Source organism: Pseudalkalibacillus sp. Hm43 (assembly GCF_054170705.1).
Window position 1 is genome coordinate 2,855,226 of the sequence record NZ_CM135129.1, and the last position, 17,447, is coordinate 2,872,672.

Consider the following 17,447-nt stretch of genomic DNA (forward strand, 5'->3'; position numbering starts at 1 on the left):
AATGAACAACCTCTGTTAATATAAAAGTGGATTATTCAATACTGTCATACTTGCGTTGTTCTGTACGAATGATGTTTTTATGAGGATCGTAATTTGGGTATAAAGGAATAAAGCCACTTATTTAAGAGTAATTAAGTTCAAACAAAATGGAATACTAAAGAACTAATAATTTTGAAAAGATACTCTAAGAGATGGATTTAGGAGGAATGTTAATGAGAGTAAAAAAAGCAGTAATTCCAGCAGCAGGTCTTGGTACTCGTTTTCTACCAGCAACCAAAGCGCAGCCGAAAGAAATGCTGCCCATTGTAGATACTCCTACAATTCAATATATTGTGGAAGAAGCTATATCTTCGGGCATTGAGGATATAATAATTGTTACTGGTCGTGGAAAAAGAGCGATTGAAGACCACTTCGATAAATCATTCGAATTAGAAGAATCCCTCGAAAAGAAAGGTAAAACCACGGAATTAGCTAAAATACAAAAAATCTCGGACATGGCCGATATACACTATATTAGACAGAAAGAGCCTAAAGGGCTCGGTCATGCGATATGGTGTGCCCGTAAATTTATAGGGAATGATCCATTTGCAGTCATGCTTGGTGATGACATTGTAGTTTCAGAAGAACCATGTCTTCATCAAATGATTGATGAGTTTGAGAAAAGACAGTCTTCTATCATCGGAGTCCAAGAGGTAACAACTGAGGACGTTTCCAAATATGGAATTGTGGACGCTAAGGATACACCTAATAACACCAACCGGGTATATGAGATCAATGACTTGGTTGAAAAACCGAGTATTGAAGAAGCGCCGTCAAATCTTGCAATTATGGGACGCTATATTCTTACACCAGAAATTCTCGATATCTTAGAACATCTTGAGCCAGGTGCAGGCAACGAAATTCAATTGACAGATGCACTTCGGAAATTAAATATGGATCAAGGAATTTTCGCCTATCTCTTTGAAGGTAGAAGATATGATATTGGAGATAAATACGGGTTTGTACAAGCTACAGTTGAACTGGCACTTCAACGTGGTGATCTTGGAGAACCGTTACTTCAGTGGTTGAAGGAAATTGTAAAAGACCGATAATGCTAAAAGGAGAAAGTACATTGAATATTTGTGTGATAGGTACAGGATATGTTGGACTTGTGTCTGGAACGTGTTTTAGTGAAGTGGGAAATCATGTTACTTGTGTAGATTTAGATGCAGATAAGATAGAAAAGCTGAAACAAAGCATTATTCCCATCTATGAACCTGGTTTAAAAGAACTGGTCCAAAAAAACAGTGCAGAAGGACGCTTGAAGTTTACAACGGATTTGCAAGAAGGTATGGAAGCCGCTGATGTTGTCATAATTGCTGTTGGAACTCCTCCAAAAGAGAATGGTGAAGCCGATCTTAGATTTGTTAAGAATGTAGCAAAATCAATTGGAGAGAACTTAAACGGCTATAAAGTTATAGTGACGAAAAGTACGGTTCCAGTAGGCACGGGTAGCATGATTAAAAGGATTATTCAAGAAACGTCTGATGGCCATTTTGAATTCGATGTCGCTTCCAATCCAGAGTTCCTAAGAGAAGGCTCAGCTGTTAAGGATACTATGGAGATGGAAAGAGCTGTAATTGGTGTTGAGTCTGAAAAGGCTGAGAGGCTTTTGAAGAAATTACATGAACCTTTTACATCCAACATCATTGCTTCTGATGTTGAAACGGCTGAAATTATTAAATATGCTTCAAACGCATTTTTAGCTACGAAGATCAGCTTTATGAATGACATCGCAAATCTTTCCGAAAAATTCAACGCCAATGTAGATCTGATAGCTAAAGGGATGGGTGCAGATAGCCGTATTGGACCACAATTCTTAAACGCGGGTATTGGCTATGGTGGATCTTGTTTCCCTAAAGATGTCAGTGCTCTGATTAATATCGCTGATTCCCAAGATGTTTCACTTGATATTTTGAAAGCTGTAGAAGATATCAATAAGAAGCAAAGATTAAGAATGATTGATAAGTTGAAAAAAGCATTTGATGGAGATCTATCTAATAAGAAAATCGCTGTATTAGGTTTAGCCTTTAAACCAAATACAGATGATATGAGGGAAGCGCCATCCTTAACTGTTATCCCTGAACTTCAAAAGCTGGGTGCCGAGGTCGTCGCATTTGATCCAATCGCTGCTGAAAATGCTAAGAAAGAGATTGATGGTCTGAAAACGGTCGACGATATGTATGTGGCAATCGAAGGTGCAGACTGCATCGCTATTCTTACAGAGTGGGATGAGATTAAACAATTGGATTTAGAGAAAGCGAAACAACTATTAAAACAACCTGTTATCATTGATGGACGCAATATCTTTAAATTAGAAGAGATGGACCAACATGGTTACTACTATGACTCAATCGGTAGGACGTTAGTCCAAGGATAATTTAATGAGATGATGAGGAATGCGACTCTGGAAAAGGTGATTTTCCAGGTCGTATTTTTTATTTCATAAGATATTTCCAAATACCAATTAAAGTAATGGGTAGTCCATAAGTCCTTTAATATATATTCTCTCAGATCTTTAATATTCGTGTATTAAGATTCTTACGAGGAATGTCGATATATTAGATAAGTGAATCTTCACTAACATTATTTCATTACCAATATAGTATTTTATTACCTACTATTCCAAAATTACATATGGTAACCTGAAATTAACAAAACTAAACATGATTCGACTTTAAAAGGGGGGTTCTGTCAAACTTTGCAGGGGTTAAAAATCGTAATCATTTTATTTAAAACTTTTAAGGGGGAAACAAGAAATTGCGTGCCTTATTAACAATACTATTGGCTTGTATTATGGCCATTGTTCCATTCAGTTCGTCTGCTCTGGCTTTTTCTAAAGATATAAATGTCCGTCTAGTAAACTATATTGGAAATCAAGTGGATGTTCACTTCAATGTTGTCGGATCTTATCAGGTTGAAAATTCATCTGTGAAATTAGTACCGGGAGAAAGGTACTCTGTCGCAGCATTAGGTTCAAAAGTAACGTTATTCAATTCCGGTAAAAAATTGATGGAAGCTTCAGAAATTGTTCTCAAACCTACCATTAAAGGTTCTATAGATAGTCAAGTCCTTCTTGAGAACATGGAATACATTGGCGCTGTAAAGTTCATTAATGAAAATGGTTATGTCAGACCAATCAACACGGTTGATCTAGTCAGTTATCTGAAGGGTGTCGTTCCAAGTGAAATGCCTCAATCATGGGGTTACTATAGTGGGATGGAAGCATTGAAAGCACAAGCAGTTGCAGCTCGTACATATGTGTTAAGAAGAAACGCCACAACGATTGATGATGGACAGAGTCACCAGGTGTATAGAGGGTATGACTGGTGGTTGAGTACTTCAGATGCTGTTATGGAAACACAAGGTAAAGTATTGAAGTATGGAAATGAATATGTGAATGCACTCTATTCCTCCTCAAATGGGGGAAGCACTCTTACAAATAAAAACTCATGGGGTACAACCAATCTCCCATACTTTGACACGAAAAAAGATCCTTATGATGCAAAGATTTCGCCATATTCTGATTGGTCATTTACCTTAAACAAAGAACAGATCGACACTTCTAAATTGGATTTGAGTAAGCCGGATTCGTGGTGGGATGATACATATGAAGTCGATCGCTCGATTACGGATAGTATCATTAGTCGATTGCAATCCAAAGGGACTATTTCAAAATACAATGAAATCAAAGTTGTTAGATTTAATTCTATGTCATTTGATAGCCCTCCAAGCAATGCAAATGATGTACTGAATGGTACTTTCACATTTGAATACTTTGTTAAAACTCCAACGGATTATGTCATGGAAGATGGCAAGATAAAGACTTATAAAAAGACGATAGAGGATACTTCCTACAATATTCGTTTTATGATCGGTACTTCGACGATGAGAAGTCCAGTCATTAAAAATGTGGAGCAAGTGAACGGTGAATTCATCGTCAAAGGTTCAGGGTTCGGTCATGGAATCGGGATGAGCCAATACGGTGCTTATCAAATGTCCAAAGATGGTAAACATTATAATGAAATCCTTGATTTCTACTATCCTGGAACGAAACTTGTACGTGAAATTAATAAAGAAGATTACTTTAGTAGATTGAAAGGTCAAGACCGTTATGGGACAAGTGTCGCAATTTCTCAACATGCTTGGGAAAACAAATCAGAGGCTGTTGTGTTGGGACGCGGAGACTTGTCAATTGACTCTTTGACAGGAAGTGTTTTAGCCAAGAAGTATGACTCTCCATTGCTTCTTACGTATACGAACAAAATTCCAGACAATGTTAGAGACGAAATTCAGAGGTTGAGTCCTAAAAAAATCTTCTTACTAGGTGGCACAAGTGCGATATCTGACAAGGTGAAAGCGGAGCTTGAAAAAGCTTATCCAAATGCTCAAGTGAATCGAATTTCAGGAACGGATCGTTTTGCAACTGCGATTGAAGTTGCTGAACAAATCAACAACACGACTGAAGTCATTTTGACAACAGGTGACGAATCCTCACCAGATGCGTTATCGATTGCTTCTCACGCAGCTAGTAATCAGATTCCGATCTTGTATACGAATCCTAACAATTTACCTGAAGATGTTGAAACCTTCTTGAAGAACAATAAAGTCAATAAAGTTACGATTATTGGTGGTAAATCAAGAATATCAACTAATTTGGAGAAATATATTGATTCCATCGTGAACCAGGTGGAGCGAGTATCTGGTCCTGATCGATATGCCACAAGTATTGAAATTGCAGAAAAAATGAATTACCGTGTGTCTCAACTGTTCTTTGCACAAGGGAATGTATTCATTGATGCATTACCAGCTTCCGCATATGCCGCTGCTGTAGATGCCCCTGTCATCCTGACTTACAAAGACCAGGTTCCAGCACCGGTTCAAAATTACTTGAAAACATTTAATAATGTACCGGATACCTATATTTTGGGTGGACCAGGTGCGGTTAGTGATCAAGTCGTTTCAGAGGTTGAAAGCCTTATCTTGAATTAAATATGAGAATAGATTTATTAGATAGGGGTGGTATTGATACTACTCCTATCTTTTTTGGTCAAAACAATTATCGAAAAGTAGATTTTAAGTTATAATAATTAATTATTACGATTTCTAGGGGATGATACTTTGAAAAAAGAAGGAGGGATTGCGATAGCTCTATTCTGGGGAGTGACCCTGGGATTGATCTTATGGACGTCTGTTATCGGATGGCTGAAGCTATGGATAAAAATTATTGTTTATATGTTATAAGTACATAAATGATCGATTTATAGCGAATATTCTGGTGCTTGAAAGTGGTTTTGTTGTAGATTTATGGTTTCATTCGTCTGTAAATCGGTTAAATAATAGAATAGTAGTCCAATGAAAATTTGTTTTGACTTTTTTTGGCGATGTGGTATTATAACTTAGTGATGTACTATATAAGTTGACTTTTTTCTAAAATTAGCTGAGGTGAATTGCATGGCTTTTAATCGCTATCAAGAAAGTTCTATGAGCCAACATACTTCATTAAAATATCAAAATGCAAATGTTTTATATATGAAACGAATTTTAGATGTCATGTTTTCCATCGTTGCATTAGCATTATGTGCACCTATCATTCTATTTACCATGTTAGCTATTAAAATTGAATCTCCTGGATCAGCGATTTTCAAACAGGAGCGTGTAGGTTTAAATGGTCGAACATTTAAGGTGATTAAACTGAGATCGATGCGCAATGATGCAGAAAAAAATGGACCTCAATGGGCTTCCAAAAATGATCCACGAGTAACTAAAATTGGTGCCTTTATCCGAAAAACACGAATTGACGAGCTTCCGCAGTTCATCAATGTGTTGAAAGGTGAAATGAGTATTGTTGGACCGCGACCTGAACGTCCGGTGTTTGTAGAACAATTTAACAAAGAAATTAACGGATTTGATCAACGTTTGAATGTGAAACCAGGTTTAACTGGATTAGCACAAGTAAATGGCGGATATGAAGCTACGCCAGAAGAAAAATTAGAATATGACCTCAAATACATTGACAATTTGAGTGTCTGGAACGATTTTAAAATCATGATGGCTACAGTAAAAGTAGTCTTCACAGGTGATGGAGCGAGATAATCCTTTAATGCACTACTCTAAAACTTATTCCTTTGCAATAAAGGAATAAGTTTTTCTTTATTTTACACTGAATGTTCCATGTCTATACGGAGAAACTAAAGGATGCAACTTTTTCCACTCATAATCGTCTAAATAATTGGAGGATCACAAAAGTGAATGAACCTAAAGTCAGTGTCATAACACCATCATATAAATCATCAAAATTTATTGGTGATACGATCTCTTCTGTTTTAAATCAAACCTATAAAAACTGGGAAATGATTATCGTTGATGATTGCTCCCCCGACAATTCTGTCGAAGTCATCGAAGAATATGTGCAGAAAGACTCTAGAATTAAACTGCATCAGCTTTCTGAAAATAGCGGCGCAGCTGTAGCGCGAAACACAGCCATTGATATGGCTGACGGAAAATACATCGCTTTTCTAGATAGTGATGATTTATGGCTTCCAGAAAAGCTTGAAAAACAAGTGCGATTCATGGAAGAGAACAAGAGTGTATTTTCTTTTACAGAATACCGAATTATGGATGAAGAAGGATCGCCGACTGATATTACCGTTAAAATACCTAAGGAAATGTCCTATAGGGATTTGCTCAAAAGAACGGTGATCGGATGCTTGACTGTAATGGTCAACATTGAAGAGACCGGTAAAGTGCAGATGCCAAACATCCGTGCAAGGCAAGATCTAGCGCTCTGGCTCTCTATTCTCAGAAGAGGTTATGTTGCCCACGGTATCCAAGAAGAACTCGCCATGTACAGAAAAGTAAAAGGGTCGGTTTCAAGTAATAAATTCAAAATGATTAAGAAGAACTGGACAGTATACCGTGATCTTGAAAAGATAGGACCTATCCGTTCAGCCTGGTATGTCGGCAACGTTGCAGTTACATCTGTCTTAAAAAACATCAAAGGATAGTTGAGAGGGGAATTATGTCATGAAAGTGTTAGTAACAGGTGGAGCAGGATTCATTGGAATGAATATCGTTGAACAATATTTAGAGGACGGACACGAAGTAGTGGTTGTGGATGACCTTTCTACTGGAAAAGAAGAAAATCTAAAAGAGTCCGTCACATTCTATAAAGCAGATATTACTACACCAGATTTCATTGATATCGTTAAAAAGGAAACACCTGATGTCATCAACCATCATGCAGCACAAATCGATGTACAGACATCCTTGAAGAATCCAGTATTTGATGCACATATTAATATTTTAGGAACAATCAATGTGCTTGAAGCATGTAAAGAAGTCAATGCAGCAATTGTTTATGCTTCATCTGCAGCGGTATATGGTGAACCAGATTATCTCGGTGTTGATGAAAAGCATAAGGTGGACCCAATGTCTTACTATGGTGCTTCTAAGCATACACCTGAACATTATATAAAAATCTATGGGGATTTACACGGAATCCAATACAGCATCCTCCGTTATGCAAACGTTTATGGAATCGGACAGATTCCTAAAGGAGAAGGTGGGGTCATTTCCATCTTTGTCGATAAAATTATTAAAGGTGAAGATTTGACGATCTTCGGTGATGGAGAGCATACGCGCGATTTTATTTACGTAAGTGACATTGCTGAAGCAAATTTATTAGCGAGTAAACACCCATGTAATGATATAATAAACATCAGTACGAACACACAAGTTTCTCTTAATGATTTAGTGAAGACATTTGAAGAAGTAGTTGGAGATTCTCTCGAGAAAAAACATGAAGGCGAACGTCCTGGAGACATCCGACATAGCTACCTTACAAATGATAAAGCTGAACAGTTGATTAATTGGAAACCGAAAGTTTCGTTGAAAGAAGGACTCGAAAAAACGTTGCTTTACTATCAAAAGAAAGCAGCTGGTAACATCTAGCCTTTTTAAAGAAGGAATGAGGAAGTTTTCATGGAACAATCCAAAAGGAAAAAAACGAAACGGAAAACACTATCAAGGGTCATGATTGTTCTTCTAGCCATAGGTTTCATTTTTTTGACCTATGGAGGATATATAGGATATCAAACATATGTGGCCTCGAAGGACACGTATGAAGAATTGGACCGCAATTCCAAGTATCGTGATGAAGCTGTTACGATTGGAGAAGAGCCAATTTCCATTTTACTGATGGGTATTGAAGACTACTCTACTGGTGGGAAAAACGGGCGGACAGATTCACTGATACTTTTAACATTGGATCCTGATGATAAGACTGCATCTATGTTAAGTATTCCACGTGATTCACGGGTGAAAGTTCCTGGTAGAGAAGGACTTACGAAAATCAATCATGCACATGCATTTGGTGGTACTGAATTGACCGTTGAAACGGTAGAGGAGTTTCTGAAAATTCCTGTGGATTACTATATGAAAGTGAACTTCTTCGGATTCAAGAAAGTCGTAGATGAACTGGATGGCATTACCGTTGATGTACCATTTGACTTCTCTGAGACAAGTGATATTGGTGATAAGCGCCGTATATACTTTGAAGAAGGACCAATGGAGCTGGATGGAGAAGAAGCTCTTGCCTATGTAAGGATGAGAAAGCAAGATCCTCTCCAGGACCTTGGGCGTAACGAACGTCAAAAGCAGGTTGTTAAGGCCGCTGTTGAAGAGCTTCAGTCGCCAAGCGGTGTGTTGAAATTGGACAATGTCATTAAACATCTCGGCAAAAATATAAAAACAAATCTCAAGGCAAGCGACATCTTGTACTTGAGTGAACAATACGAAGGATTTGATAAAGAAGATATCACTTCTTTAAAATTCGATGGAAAAACAGAAAAAATTAATGGATCTGATTTCTACATTCCATCTGAAGAAAGTCTTAAAGAGATTCAAGATCAATTAAACAAACACTTGTTCAAGTAAACAGTCATCATCTGATGGCTGTTTTATTTTTTGATAAAAATAGAACGGAATTTAAGATATACGTTGATGAGAGGGGTCCTCCGTTTCCCATAAAGCTCAATGATTTCTCCAACAATTTGCACAGATACAATGAGAAGGATGACAATGATGAGGGATAACCAGATGGTAGCTCTTGAAAAAGTGATGGCAGCTAATCCGAATAAAGCGGATAACAAATAAATCAACCAAACTGTATTCCTGTGGCTGAACCCCATTGCAAGAAGTCTATGGTGCAAGTGGGATTTATCCGGTTCTGAGAAGCTTTGGTTGTTGAGGATGCGTCGTATAATGGCCGAAAGTGTGTCGAAAATGGGTACGCCAAGAATGATGAACGGGACAACCAGGCTGAATAACGTGATACTTTTGAAAAAGCCAAGAACGGATAATAAAGCAATAGAAAATCCTAAAAATAAGGACCCTGTATCTCCCAAAAAGATTTTTGCGGGATTGATGTTGTAAACAAGGAAGCCAAGAGTTGCTGCAATCAATGTCAATGACCATAAAAACACGGTCATATCGTTTTTCTCGATCGCCATGATCATGATGACAAATAGAGAGATACATGATATTCCAGCTGCTAGCCCATCAAGTCCATCGACCAGATTGATGGAATTCGTAATGCTTACAATCCAAATAATCGTTAGTATGTAGCCGATTATGCCTGCATACTCCAAACGATTGTCTGTAAAGGGTAATGATATGTATGTAATTCGAACTCCAGCATGTACAGCTAAGAATGCAGCTGTAACTTGCCCAATCAACTTTATCTTTGCAGGCAATTGAAAGACATCATCCAATACACCGATTGCGATGATAATTGAAAAAGCAATTGTCATCATGCCTAAGTTGGGTAGAGAAATCTTCAAATAGAAAAAACCGATCATATTGGATAGTATGATAGCCAATCCCCCAAGTCGAGGGATGGCTTTACGATGGACTTTTCTCCAATTCGGTTTATCAACTGCATTTATTTTATGTGCAATTAGGCTAACAACTGGAACCAAGAGGACTGAGATTAAAAAGCAACCTAAAAAATATAAAACGTAGCTGTCAAAATTCATCATCATAATCGCCCTAACCTATATTTGTCGTTTATTAGTATAGGTAAAGGCAGACGAATTTAACCTGTTTCATGAAGATTCTTTAACGTCTATTTCAATATAAAGATCCTCTTTTTCATCAAGCTCGTGAGCATCCATAGTAATGTTCGTAATCCAGTTATGGAAATCCTTAACGTCTTGTAATCGTACATAAATGTTTAAGTCCACCTTATCCAAATAAGTAATGTCATTCAGTATAAAGTTGGTTTGCTTGATGTCATTCTGGATTTTCCCTAATAACGTGTAATCGATCTTGATGGAAAATTGCTTAACCATCACCTTTTCGACAATTCCTGTCGCATCTAGTACTTTAGATGTAGAAGAGCCGTAAGCACGTATTAATCCACCTGCTCCGAGTTTGATTCCACCAAAGTAGCGGGTAATTACTACTACAGTATTTTTCAATTTTCTTTTTTTGAGGACCTCTAATATCGGGACTCCAGCAGTACCACTTGGTTCACCGTCATCATTGGCTTTTTGAATCTGATCATTTTCGCCTATGAGGTAGGCTGAACAGTTATGATTCGCACCATGGTGCTTTTTCTTGATTTCTTGAATGAAATGTTGGGCTTCCTCTTCCGTTTCAACCCTTTGGACATAGCCGATGAATCTAGACTTTTGTATGATTTGTTCGTGTTCTCCGTACGTTTTTACGGTATAATATGATGAGAGCATAAATACCTCCAGATATATTCAATAACATTACTTATTATATATCTGGACCATTATCCCATCAAATTTTACAAAAAAATTGAGTAATAAAGTCATAAATCCTTAGGTGAGTTCGAAACGTATATCGAATGGGGAAAATATTGGCATAGATTATGGGATAATTAGGAAAGAAGGACCTAGTACCTACTACTAAATGTTCGGTACAGTAGTATTGGAGGCATAGGAATGACGACTACAAAAACGTTTGATCCAACAAGTATCGATACGATCTTGGATAAAACGATTGCCACTGTTACCGAGAGTAAAGAACAGATCTTTGAAATTGGCGAGCAATCTCGACAAGAGTTCGAACAGTTAACAAGTGAATTGAAAGAAATTAAAGAGCAAGTGTTAAAGGTGATCCAACAAGGCGATGTCCTTGAAACCAAGTCTCGACTATCTCGTGCAAAGCTTGCTGAAGTAAGTAAGCACTTTGAACGTTATGGAGAGCAAGAAATCAAACAAGCGTATGAAACAGCAAGTGAATACCAGGTTCAATTGATTTCTACCCGTCAAAAAGAAGCTGCTCTTCGTCAGAGAAGAGATGATATTGAACGGCGACTTCTGAATTTAAAGGAAACGATTGAACGCGCAGAACGATTGGTAAGCCAGATCAGCGTTGTGTTGAATTACTTGGACGCGGATTTACGAAAAGTCGGCGAAATGGTAAAAGATGCTCAGGCCAAGCAGGATTTTGGGCTTCAAATCATCGAGGCACAAGAGGAAGAACGAGGTCGAGTCTCACGCGAAATACACGATGGGCCGGCGCAAATGCTTGCAAACGTATTGTTGAGATCTGAACTAATTGAAAAAATATACATGCAAAAAGGTGTCGAAGAGGCGCGTAGCGAACTAAAAGATCTAAGGCATATGGTTAAAGAAGCCTTGACTGAAGTCCGAAGAATCATTTATGACCTGAGGCCGATGGCACTCGATGACTTAGGACTTGTTCCAACGTTAGAGAAATATTTAAGGAACCTGTCTGAATCAACCGGAATCAACATTCAGCTAAGAAGTTTTGGTAATGAACGCAGACTTCCTTCTAAAATGGAAGTAGCAACATACCGATTGATTCAAGAATCTGTCCAAAATGCATGTAAGCATGCAAAAGCCGATGAAATACAGGTGAAAGTCGAATTCCAACAGAACTTATCCATTTTAGTAAGAGATAATGGAATTGGTTTTGATCCTGATGAGAAAAAAGAACAATCCTTTGGCTTGATTGGTATGAAGGAACGAGTCGATCTTTTAGAGGGGACTTTGAAAATAGATACGAACCCAGGCAAAGGGACTTTAATTTTTATACAAATACCATTAACTGAGCAGGAGGCATGGACATGACACAAATGAACGCCGTAAAGACGAGAATCGTACTAATTGATGACCATAAGCTATTCCGTGAAGGTGTCAAACGGATTTTGGATATGGAAGAGAATTTTGAAGTTGTAGCAGAAGGTGACGATGGACAAGATGCGGTCGAGTTGATAGAAACTCATCAACCGGATGTTGTCTTGATGGACATCAACATGCCGAACATCAATGGTGTAGAGGCTACTCGTCGTCTTGTGGAGAAATACCCAGACATCAAGGTCATCATCCTATCGATCCATGATGATGAGGCTTATGTTACGCATGCTGTGCAAACGGGTGCGTCTGGTTACCTGTTGAAGGAAATGGATGCAGACGCTTTGATTGATGCAGTTAAGGTTGTCGCTGACGGTGGTGCATACCTTCATCCGAAGGTAACCGTAAACTTGATCAGCGAATTCCGCCGAATCAAGACACAAGGCAACGGATCAGCTAATGGAGGCAATGGAGAAGTTGGCTTTAAGGAAGTTGAATACCGTAAGCCACTTCATATCTTAACTCGACGTGAGTGTGAGGTGCTTCAAATGTTGGCGGATGGAAAGAGTAACCGTTCGATTGGAGAAGCCCTTTATATCAGTGAAAAAACGGTCAAAAACCATGTAAGTAATATCCTGCAAAAGATGAACGTGAACGACCGTACCCAGGCAGTTGTTGAAGCGATCAAGAACGGTTGGGTAAAAGTGAATTAAGAGATGTGTGAGGACCTTCTGCGGAGAGTGGAAGGTCTTTTTGATTGCGTAAATTCTTGGATGAGTGCGTTTCATTGGTCATTTGTTTCGGTTGAAGCATTTTTAGAGAGTTTCAAGTAAAATAGAGAAGGTAATTCCCCCTTAGAAGTCAAATACATAAAAGAGGGGAAAAATAATAGAAAGGATCATGGTATGCATAAAGTTGCGATAGTTACAGACAGCACTTCGTACTTACCGAAGTCGCTCCGGGATCAATACGATATCAAGATGGTTCCGTTGAACGTCATCTTTGAAAATGAATCGTATCAGGAAGAAAAGGAAATCAGCGCAGAAGATTTTTATCAACAGGTGCGAGAGGGCGGAAAGTTACCTAAGACATCTCAACCTGCAGTCGGGCTTTTTGCGGATTTATACGAGAAGCTTGCTGAAGAAGGGTATACGGATGTCATCGTCATTACGTTATCTAGTGAAATCAGCGGAACTTTCCAAAGTGCACAGTCTGCTGAGACCATGGTGGATAACATCGATGTCCATATTTTCGACTCCGAGATCAGTTGTATGCCGCAAGGATTTTTTGTTTTGGAAGCAGCTAAAATGGCACAGCAAGGGCAAGCCGCAAAGGTCATTTTTTCGCGTTTGACGGTGATTCGCGCAAAAGGTATTCCAGCTTATTTTATGGTTGATGATTTGAGTCACTTACACCGTGGTGGTCGATTGAATAGTGCGCAGTTTTTTGTAGGAAACCTTTTACAAGTGAAGCCAGTCTTACGTTTTGTCGATAAGAAAATTGTTCCTTATGAAAAAATCCGCACGCGTAAAAAAGCAATCAAACGTTTGTTTGAACTTATTCATGAAGATGTTAAGCCTGAAGACAAGGCAACCATTTCCGTCATTCACGCAAATCGTGAAGAGGAAGCTAAAGAGTACGCCGATGAATTACAGAAGGACTATCCGAATTCTGAAATTATTATATCTTATTTCGGTCCTGTCATTGGAACTCATCTCGGTGAAGGAAGTATCGGTCTTACATGGATCAAAGAATAATGAACAGGTGGCAAAGCTGATGCGTTTTGCCACCATTTCTTCTGAACAAGGAACGATTTTGTGTCCTGAACCTCTCGTAAAGTCAACGGTATATCCTCTACAATCAATTGGAACATTGAACGAACTACCTCATTTACCACTCAATCCTACATTTCATTTCAATCCTCAGCTCCAACAATGCTTATTCGGAAAACATCTCCTACTTGATGAACTCTCATTTCCTATTGAAAAAATCCAAGAACATTATTTGAGTGGTCATATTTCGTATGAAAAAGGAATTATAGACGAAAATCAGAAATATCGTTGTGCAAGGTGTGGAAATCGCGAACAAGATTTATTTGCTTCTTTCGACTGTTTTCGTTGTAAGGAAGAATGTATGTATTGTCGAAATTGCATCATGATGAGAAGAGTCAGTCAGTGTACACCACTTTTGAGATGGAGTGGACCTGAAGTTATGTGGAGCAACCCATCTGACTTAAAGTGGGATGGTCAGCTTTCGGAACTTCAGCAATCAGCATCTCGGAGAATTACAGAAGTAGTTGATCATCCTCAGGACCTGTTGATATGGGCGGTTTGCGGAGCAGGGAAGACTGAAATCTTATTTGAGGGGATTAAAAGAGCGATTGGACAAGGTAAACGAGTTTGTTTAGCAACACCGCGAACGGATGTCGTGACTGAACTCCTTCCTCGATTTGAGAGAGCGTTTCCTTTCGTGAATACACAAGCTATATATGGTGGAAATGTCGAAATGAAAGACACCTCACAACTAATCCTATCTACTACGCACCAACTATTTCGCTATAAAGAAGCATTTGACTTAATAATTGTCGATGAAGTTGATGCCTATCCTTTCTCATATGACAAAACACTCCAATTTGCAGTAGAAAAAGCCTCTAAAAAGAAGGCCGCAAAGGTCTATCTAACCGCTACTCCCTCAAAAACGATGTTGCAACGTTTGAAACTTAATTCCCTTGAAGTTGTTCATATCTCCAAGCGTTTTCATGGTTATCCATTACCAGAACCTAAATTTGAATGGTGTGGAAATTGGTCCAAGAAATTGAAAAAGCGAAGATTGCCGGCTAACGTGATGGCGTATATCGCCACCCGATACGAACAGAAGCGAAAATGCCTAGTGTTTGTGCCAACTGTAGATTTCGGTAAAGAAGTACATTCCATACTTAATGAACTGAATTGTGAGTTTGTCCATTCGGAAGATCCAGAAAGATTGAAGAAGCTAAATCAATTTCGGAAAGGAGAGATTGAGTTGCTCATTACGACAACCATTTTGGAAAGAGGTGTCACGGTACCTGAAATTGATGTGGCTATATTAGGAGCGGAACATGAAGTTTTCTCATCCAATGCGTTGGTCCAAATAGCAGGTCGAGCCGGGCGGAGTATTGAGGATCCATATGGCGAAGTTGTTTACTTTCATTACGGGAAATCAAAAGCGATGGTTTCAGCTAGGAAGACGATTCGGGATCATAATCAGAGAGCTTTGAATAGTGAATAAGTGCTTGTATTGTTTGCAGCCCTTTCAATCACAGGTTGGATGGCGAATGTATTTTAGCATTGAGCGTCCGTCATTGTTATGTGATACATGTTCGCAGCAGTTAGAGTTTTTGCACGGAGATATTTGTCGAAAATGCGGTCGTTCTTTTTCGCTATTTCCTGAGAAATATCGTCATGGAGATAAATGCTCGGATTGTGTAAAATGGGAACAACAAGGGAGTTTTATCACAAAGAATCGTTCATTGCTTATATATAACGAATTTGCAAAGGAAGTCATTGCGAAGTACAAATATCGTGGAGATGTAGAGCTTATTAAAGCATTTAAAGATGAGTTTCGCCAGTTGGGTAGAAAAGAGTTTCCGAAGTCCTTGTTTGTACCAATCCCTTTAAGTGAACAAAGACAGTACGAACGGGGATTCAATCAAGCAGAAGGAATCGCTAACCTGTTTGGAAAAGAAGTTGTCAGCTGTTTAACAAGACCGCTTCATGAAGAAAAGCAAAGTAAAAAGGGACGTACAGATCGTCTTAGTATCCAGACGGTTTTTGTGTTTGACTCTAATTTTGTAGCCAAAATACACGGAAAAGATGTCACCTTAGTCGACGACATTTACACGACCGGATCCACTGTTGAAGCAGCGGGTAAGATTTTACTAGACCATGGGGCCCGAACAGTCTCTTCTTTTACATTAGCAAGAGGGTAATTCCTACCAAACATGTCTAAAAGTTAAACTTTTCATTTAAACTTCCGATATAGACATTAGATAAAGAATACGGAGTAGGTATGTAAAGGAGAGACTGTTATGGCGGAATTAGCCAATTGCGCACAATGTGGTCGCTTATTCGCGAAAGTGGTGCGATCCGTCTGTGATGTGTGTTATCAGGAAGAAGAGAAAATGTTTGAAACGGTTTATAAATTCATTCGCAAAAAAGCGAATCGGGAAGCTTCTATAATAGAGGTTTCACAAGCCACAGGAGTTCCTGAAAAGACGATTATCCGGTTTGTAAGAGAAGGACGCCTTCGGGCAAGTCAATTTCCCAATCTTACATTCCCATGTGACAGTTGCGGTAAGCAGATTAGTACAGGACGAACGTGCGATGATTGCCACAACCAATTGAAAAAAGAATTGGAAACACATGACCGTTTTGTACAAAAACAACAAGTGAATGAACGAATAACTTACTATACAGAAAAATAATCCAAAGGTGGAGTAAGGAGGAAATTCCATTGAAGATCAATCGAAATGGAAACATCTCAAACAACCCATACAAACACCAGCTCAATAAACAAACTCAACAGCAGCCACAACAAATGAAGCAAGATCAACTGGAAATTTCAAAAAAGGCACTTGAAATGCAGAAGAGCGGAAAGGCATCAACAGAGCGTATGGAAAAGATCGAACATCTGAAAAACGAAGTTCAATCCGGAAATTATCAGGTGGACGCTGCCAAGGTTGCGAAAAAGTTTTATGACTTTTGGACGAAAAGCTGAGGGTGAATGAAATGACAGCAAAACAAATGGTCGGACTTTTGTCCGATATACATATACAGCACGAAAAGCTTTTGGACTTGTCGGTTCAGAAGACAGAAACGCTCAAAAAGAATGACATTAAATCGTTGGATCATTTGCTGAGTCTTGAAACCCAATGCATTCAGCGAATAGAATCGTTAGAAGATAATCGGGTAAGAGAAGTAGAGCTACTGTTGAACCGCAACGGAATCGTGGCTGATGAAAACCCAGCACTTGCTCAGCTTTTACGTTTCTTTGATGAGGAAGATCAAGAACAATTAATTGCGGTTCAGGAAAAATTGAAGGTTACCATTCAACAGCTCCAAGAACAAAATGAGTTGAACAATGAGTTGACGAGACAATCGTTACAGTTTGTCAATGCGTCGCTGTCGTTGATGGAGCCGAAGAAACCTACAGGAAACTACAGACGCCCTGGGCAAGCCCAACAGAAGAACAGCTACCAAAAACAACAATCGATTTTTGATTCTAAAGCATAGAAAGGCG

The 17,447-nt window shown here is 38.7% G+C and carries 17 protein-coding genes; 15 read left to right on the forward strand and 2 right to left on the reverse strand.

What is annotated here, in order from left to right; all coding sequences use genetic code 11:
- The first annotated feature begins 212 nt into the window (after window positions 1–212).
- The 7 genes from galU (at window position 213) to ACXQIQ_RS14940 (ending at window position 8,976) form a co-directional block, all read left to right on the forward strand.
- Window positions 213–1,091 (forward strand): UTP--glucose-1-phosphate uridylyltransferase GalU, encoded by an 879-nt coding sequence (galU, locus tag ACXQIQ_RS14910; RefSeq protein ID WP_439301575.1) that lies wholly within the window; start codon window positions 213–215, stop codon window positions 1,089–1,091.
- A 20-nt stretch (window positions 1,092–1,111) separates the two neighbouring features.
- On the forward strand, window positions 1,112–2,419 hold the full coding sequence (locus tag ACXQIQ_RS14915; protein ID WP_439301574.1) for a UDP-glucose dehydrogenase family protein: 1,308 nt from the start codon (window positions 1,112–1,114) through the stop codon (window positions 2,417–2,419).
- A gap of 380 nt (window positions 2,420–2,799) precedes the next feature.
- Window positions 2,800–5,031: a SpoIID/LytB domain-containing protein gene (locus ACXQIQ_RS14920; RefSeq protein ID WP_439301573.1), complete on the forward strand. Its 2,232-nt coding sequence runs from the start codon at window positions 2,800–2,802 to the stop codon at window positions 5,029–5,031.
- Window positions 5,032–5,493: 462 nt separating this feature from the next.
- A complete protein-coding gene (locus ACXQIQ_RS14925; RefSeq protein WP_439301572.1) occupies window positions 5,494–6,135 on the forward strand; it encodes a sugar transferase in 642 nt (213 codons plus the stop codon).
- A 152-nt stretch (window positions 6,136–6,287) separates the two neighbouring features.
- Entirely contained in the window at window positions 6,288–7,046 is a 759-nt protein-coding gene (locus tag ACXQIQ_RS14930) for a glycosyltransferase family 2 protein (protein ID WP_439301571.1), read from the forward strand.
- 19 nt (window positions 7,047–7,065) lie between these two features.
- Window positions 7,066–7,992, forward strand: coding sequence for an NAD-dependent epimerase/dehydratase family protein (locus tag ACXQIQ_RS14935; RefSeq protein WP_439301570.1), 927 nt, complete (start codon window positions 7,066–7,068; stop codon window positions 7,990–7,992).
- Between the two features lie 30 nt (window positions 7,993–8,022).
- Complete coding sequence (locus ACXQIQ_RS14940) at window positions 8,023–8,976, forward strand: LCP family protein (RefSeq protein ID WP_439301569.1); 954 nt, start codon at window positions 8,023–8,025, stop codon at window positions 8,974–8,976.
- A gap of 23 nt (window positions 8,977–8,999) precedes the next feature.
- On the opposite strand, the gene ACXQIQ_RS14945 is transcribed toward ACXQIQ_RS14940, so the two are convergent.
- Together ACXQIQ_RS14945 and ACXQIQ_RS14950 are read right to left on the reverse strand one after the other, a co-directional pair.
- The gene (locus ACXQIQ_RS14945) at window positions 9,000–10,082 is read right to left on the reverse strand and encodes a glycosyltransferase family 4 protein (RefSeq protein ID WP_439301568.1); all 1,083 of its coding nucleotides are present in this window, start codon (window positions 10,080–10,082) and stop codon (window positions 9,000–9,002) included.
- A gap of 63 nt (window positions 10,083–10,145) precedes the next feature.
- Window positions 10,146–10,790: a YigZ family protein gene (locus ACXQIQ_RS14950; RefSeq protein ID WP_439301567.1), complete on the reverse strand. Its 645-nt coding sequence runs from the start codon at window positions 10,788–10,790 to the stop codon at window positions 10,146–10,148.
- Between the two features lie 222 nt (window positions 10,791–11,012).
- Between ACXQIQ_RS14950 and ACXQIQ_RS14955 the strand changes: the two genes are divergently transcribed.
- The 8 genes from ACXQIQ_RS14955 (at window position 11,013) to ACXQIQ_RS14990 (ending at window position 17,440) form a co-directional block, all read left to right on the forward strand.
- Window positions 11,013–12,167 (forward strand): sensor histidine kinase, encoded by a 1,155-nt coding sequence (locus tag ACXQIQ_RS14955; RefSeq protein ID WP_439301566.1) that lies wholly within the window; start codon window positions 11,013–11,015, stop codon window positions 12,165–12,167.
- Entirely contained in the window at window positions 12,164–12,883 is a 720-nt protein-coding gene (locus tag ACXQIQ_RS14960; protein ID WP_439301565.1) for a response regulator, read from the forward strand. The genes ACXQIQ_RS14955 and ACXQIQ_RS14960 overlap by 4 nt, the downstream gene beginning before the upstream one ends.
- Window positions 12,884–13,075: 192 nt before the next feature.
- The gene (locus ACXQIQ_RS14965; protein WP_439301564.1) at window positions 13,076–13,927 is read left to right on the forward strand and encodes a DegV family protein; all 852 of its coding nucleotides are present in this window, start codon (window positions 13,076–13,078) and stop codon (window positions 13,925–13,927) included.
- A gap of 19 nt (window positions 13,928–13,946) precedes the next feature.
- Complete coding sequence (locus ACXQIQ_RS14970; RefSeq protein WP_439301563.1) at window positions 13,947–15,437, forward strand: DEAD/DEAH box helicase; 1,491 nt, start codon at window positions 13,947–13,949, stop codon at window positions 15,435–15,437.
- A gap of 46 nt (window positions 15,438–15,483) precedes the next feature.
- Window positions 15,484–16,137 carry a phosphoribosyltransferase family protein gene (locus ACXQIQ_RS14975; protein WP_458025622.1) on the forward strand — a complete coding sequence of 218 codons (654 nt, stop codon included), beginning with the start codon at window positions 15,484–15,486 and terminating at the stop codon, window positions 16,135–16,137.
- Window positions 16,138–16,236: 99 nt separating this feature from the next.
- Window positions 16,237–16,632, forward strand: a complete 396-nt coding sequence (locus ACXQIQ_RS14980; protein WP_439301561.1) for a TIGR03826 family flagellar region protein — start codon at window positions 16,237–16,239, stop codon at window positions 16,630–16,632.
- 29 nt (window positions 16,633–16,661) lie between these two features.
- Window positions 16,662–16,925, forward strand: coding sequence for a flagellar biosynthesis anti-sigma factor FlgM (gene flgM, locus ACXQIQ_RS14985; RefSeq protein ID WP_439301560.1), 264 nt, complete (start codon window positions 16,662–16,664; stop codon window positions 16,923–16,925).
- An 11-nt stretch (window positions 16,926–16,936) separates the two neighbouring features.
- Window positions 16,937–17,440 carry a flagellar protein FlgN gene (locus ACXQIQ_RS14990; RefSeq protein WP_439301559.1) on the forward strand — a complete coding sequence of 168 codons (504 nt, stop codon included), beginning with the start codon at window positions 16,937–16,939 and terminating at the stop codon, window positions 17,438–17,440.
- Window positions 17,441–17,447 lie beyond the last annotated feature (7 nt).

Excerpts from the sequence above, each read along its gene's own strand:
- galU (WP_439301575.1), top strand. The coding sequence starts at position 213 with ATGAGAGTAAAAAAAGCAGTAATTCCAGCAGCAGGTCTTGGTACTCGT.
- ACXQIQ_RS14925 (WP_439301572.1), top strand. The coding sequence starts at position 5,494 with ATGGCTTTTAATCGCTATCAAGAAAGTTCTATGAGCCAACATACTTCA.
- ACXQIQ_RS14935 (WP_439301570.1), top strand. The coding sequence starts at position 7,066 with ATGAAAGTGTTAGTAACAGGTGGAGCAGGATTCATTGGAATGAATATC.
- ACXQIQ_RS14940 (WP_439301569.1), top strand. The coding sequence starts at position 8,023 with ATGGAACAATCCAAAAGGAAAAAAACGAAACGGAAAACACTATCAAGG.
- ACXQIQ_RS14945 (WP_439301568.1), bottom strand. The coding sequence starts at position 10,082 with ATGATGATGAATTTTGACAGCTACGTTTTATATTTTTTAGGTTGCTTT.
- ACXQIQ_RS14950 (WP_439301567.1), bottom strand. The coding sequence starts at position 10,790 with ATGCTCTCATCATATTATACCGTAAAAACGTACGGAGAACACGAACAA.
- ACXQIQ_RS14955 (WP_439301566.1), top strand. The coding sequence starts at position 11,013 with ATGACGACTACAAAAACGTTTGATCCAACAAGTATCGATACGATCTTG.
- ACXQIQ_RS14960 (WP_439301565.1), top strand. The coding sequence starts at position 12,164 with ATGACACAAATGAACGCCGTAAAGACGAGAATCGTACTAATTGATGAC.
- ACXQIQ_RS14965 (WP_439301564.1), top strand. The coding sequence starts at position 13,076 with ATGCATAAAGTTGCGATAGTTACAGACAGCACTTCGTACTTACCGAAG.
- ACXQIQ_RS14970 (WP_439301563.1), top strand. The coding sequence starts at position 13,947 with ATGCGTTTTGCCACCATTTCTTCTGAACAAGGAACGATTTTGTGTCCT.
- ACXQIQ_RS14975 (WP_458025622.1), top strand. The coding sequence starts at position 15,484 with ATGTATTTTAGCATTGAGCGTCCGTCATTGTTATGTGATACATGTTCG.
- ACXQIQ_RS14980 (WP_439301561.1), top strand. The coding sequence starts at position 16,237 with ATGGCGGAATTAGCCAATTGCGCACAATGTGGTCGCTTATTCGCGAAA.
- ACXQIQ_RS14990 (WP_439301559.1), top strand. The coding sequence starts at position 16,937 with ATGACAGCAAAACAAATGGTCGGACTTTTGTCCGATATACATATACAG.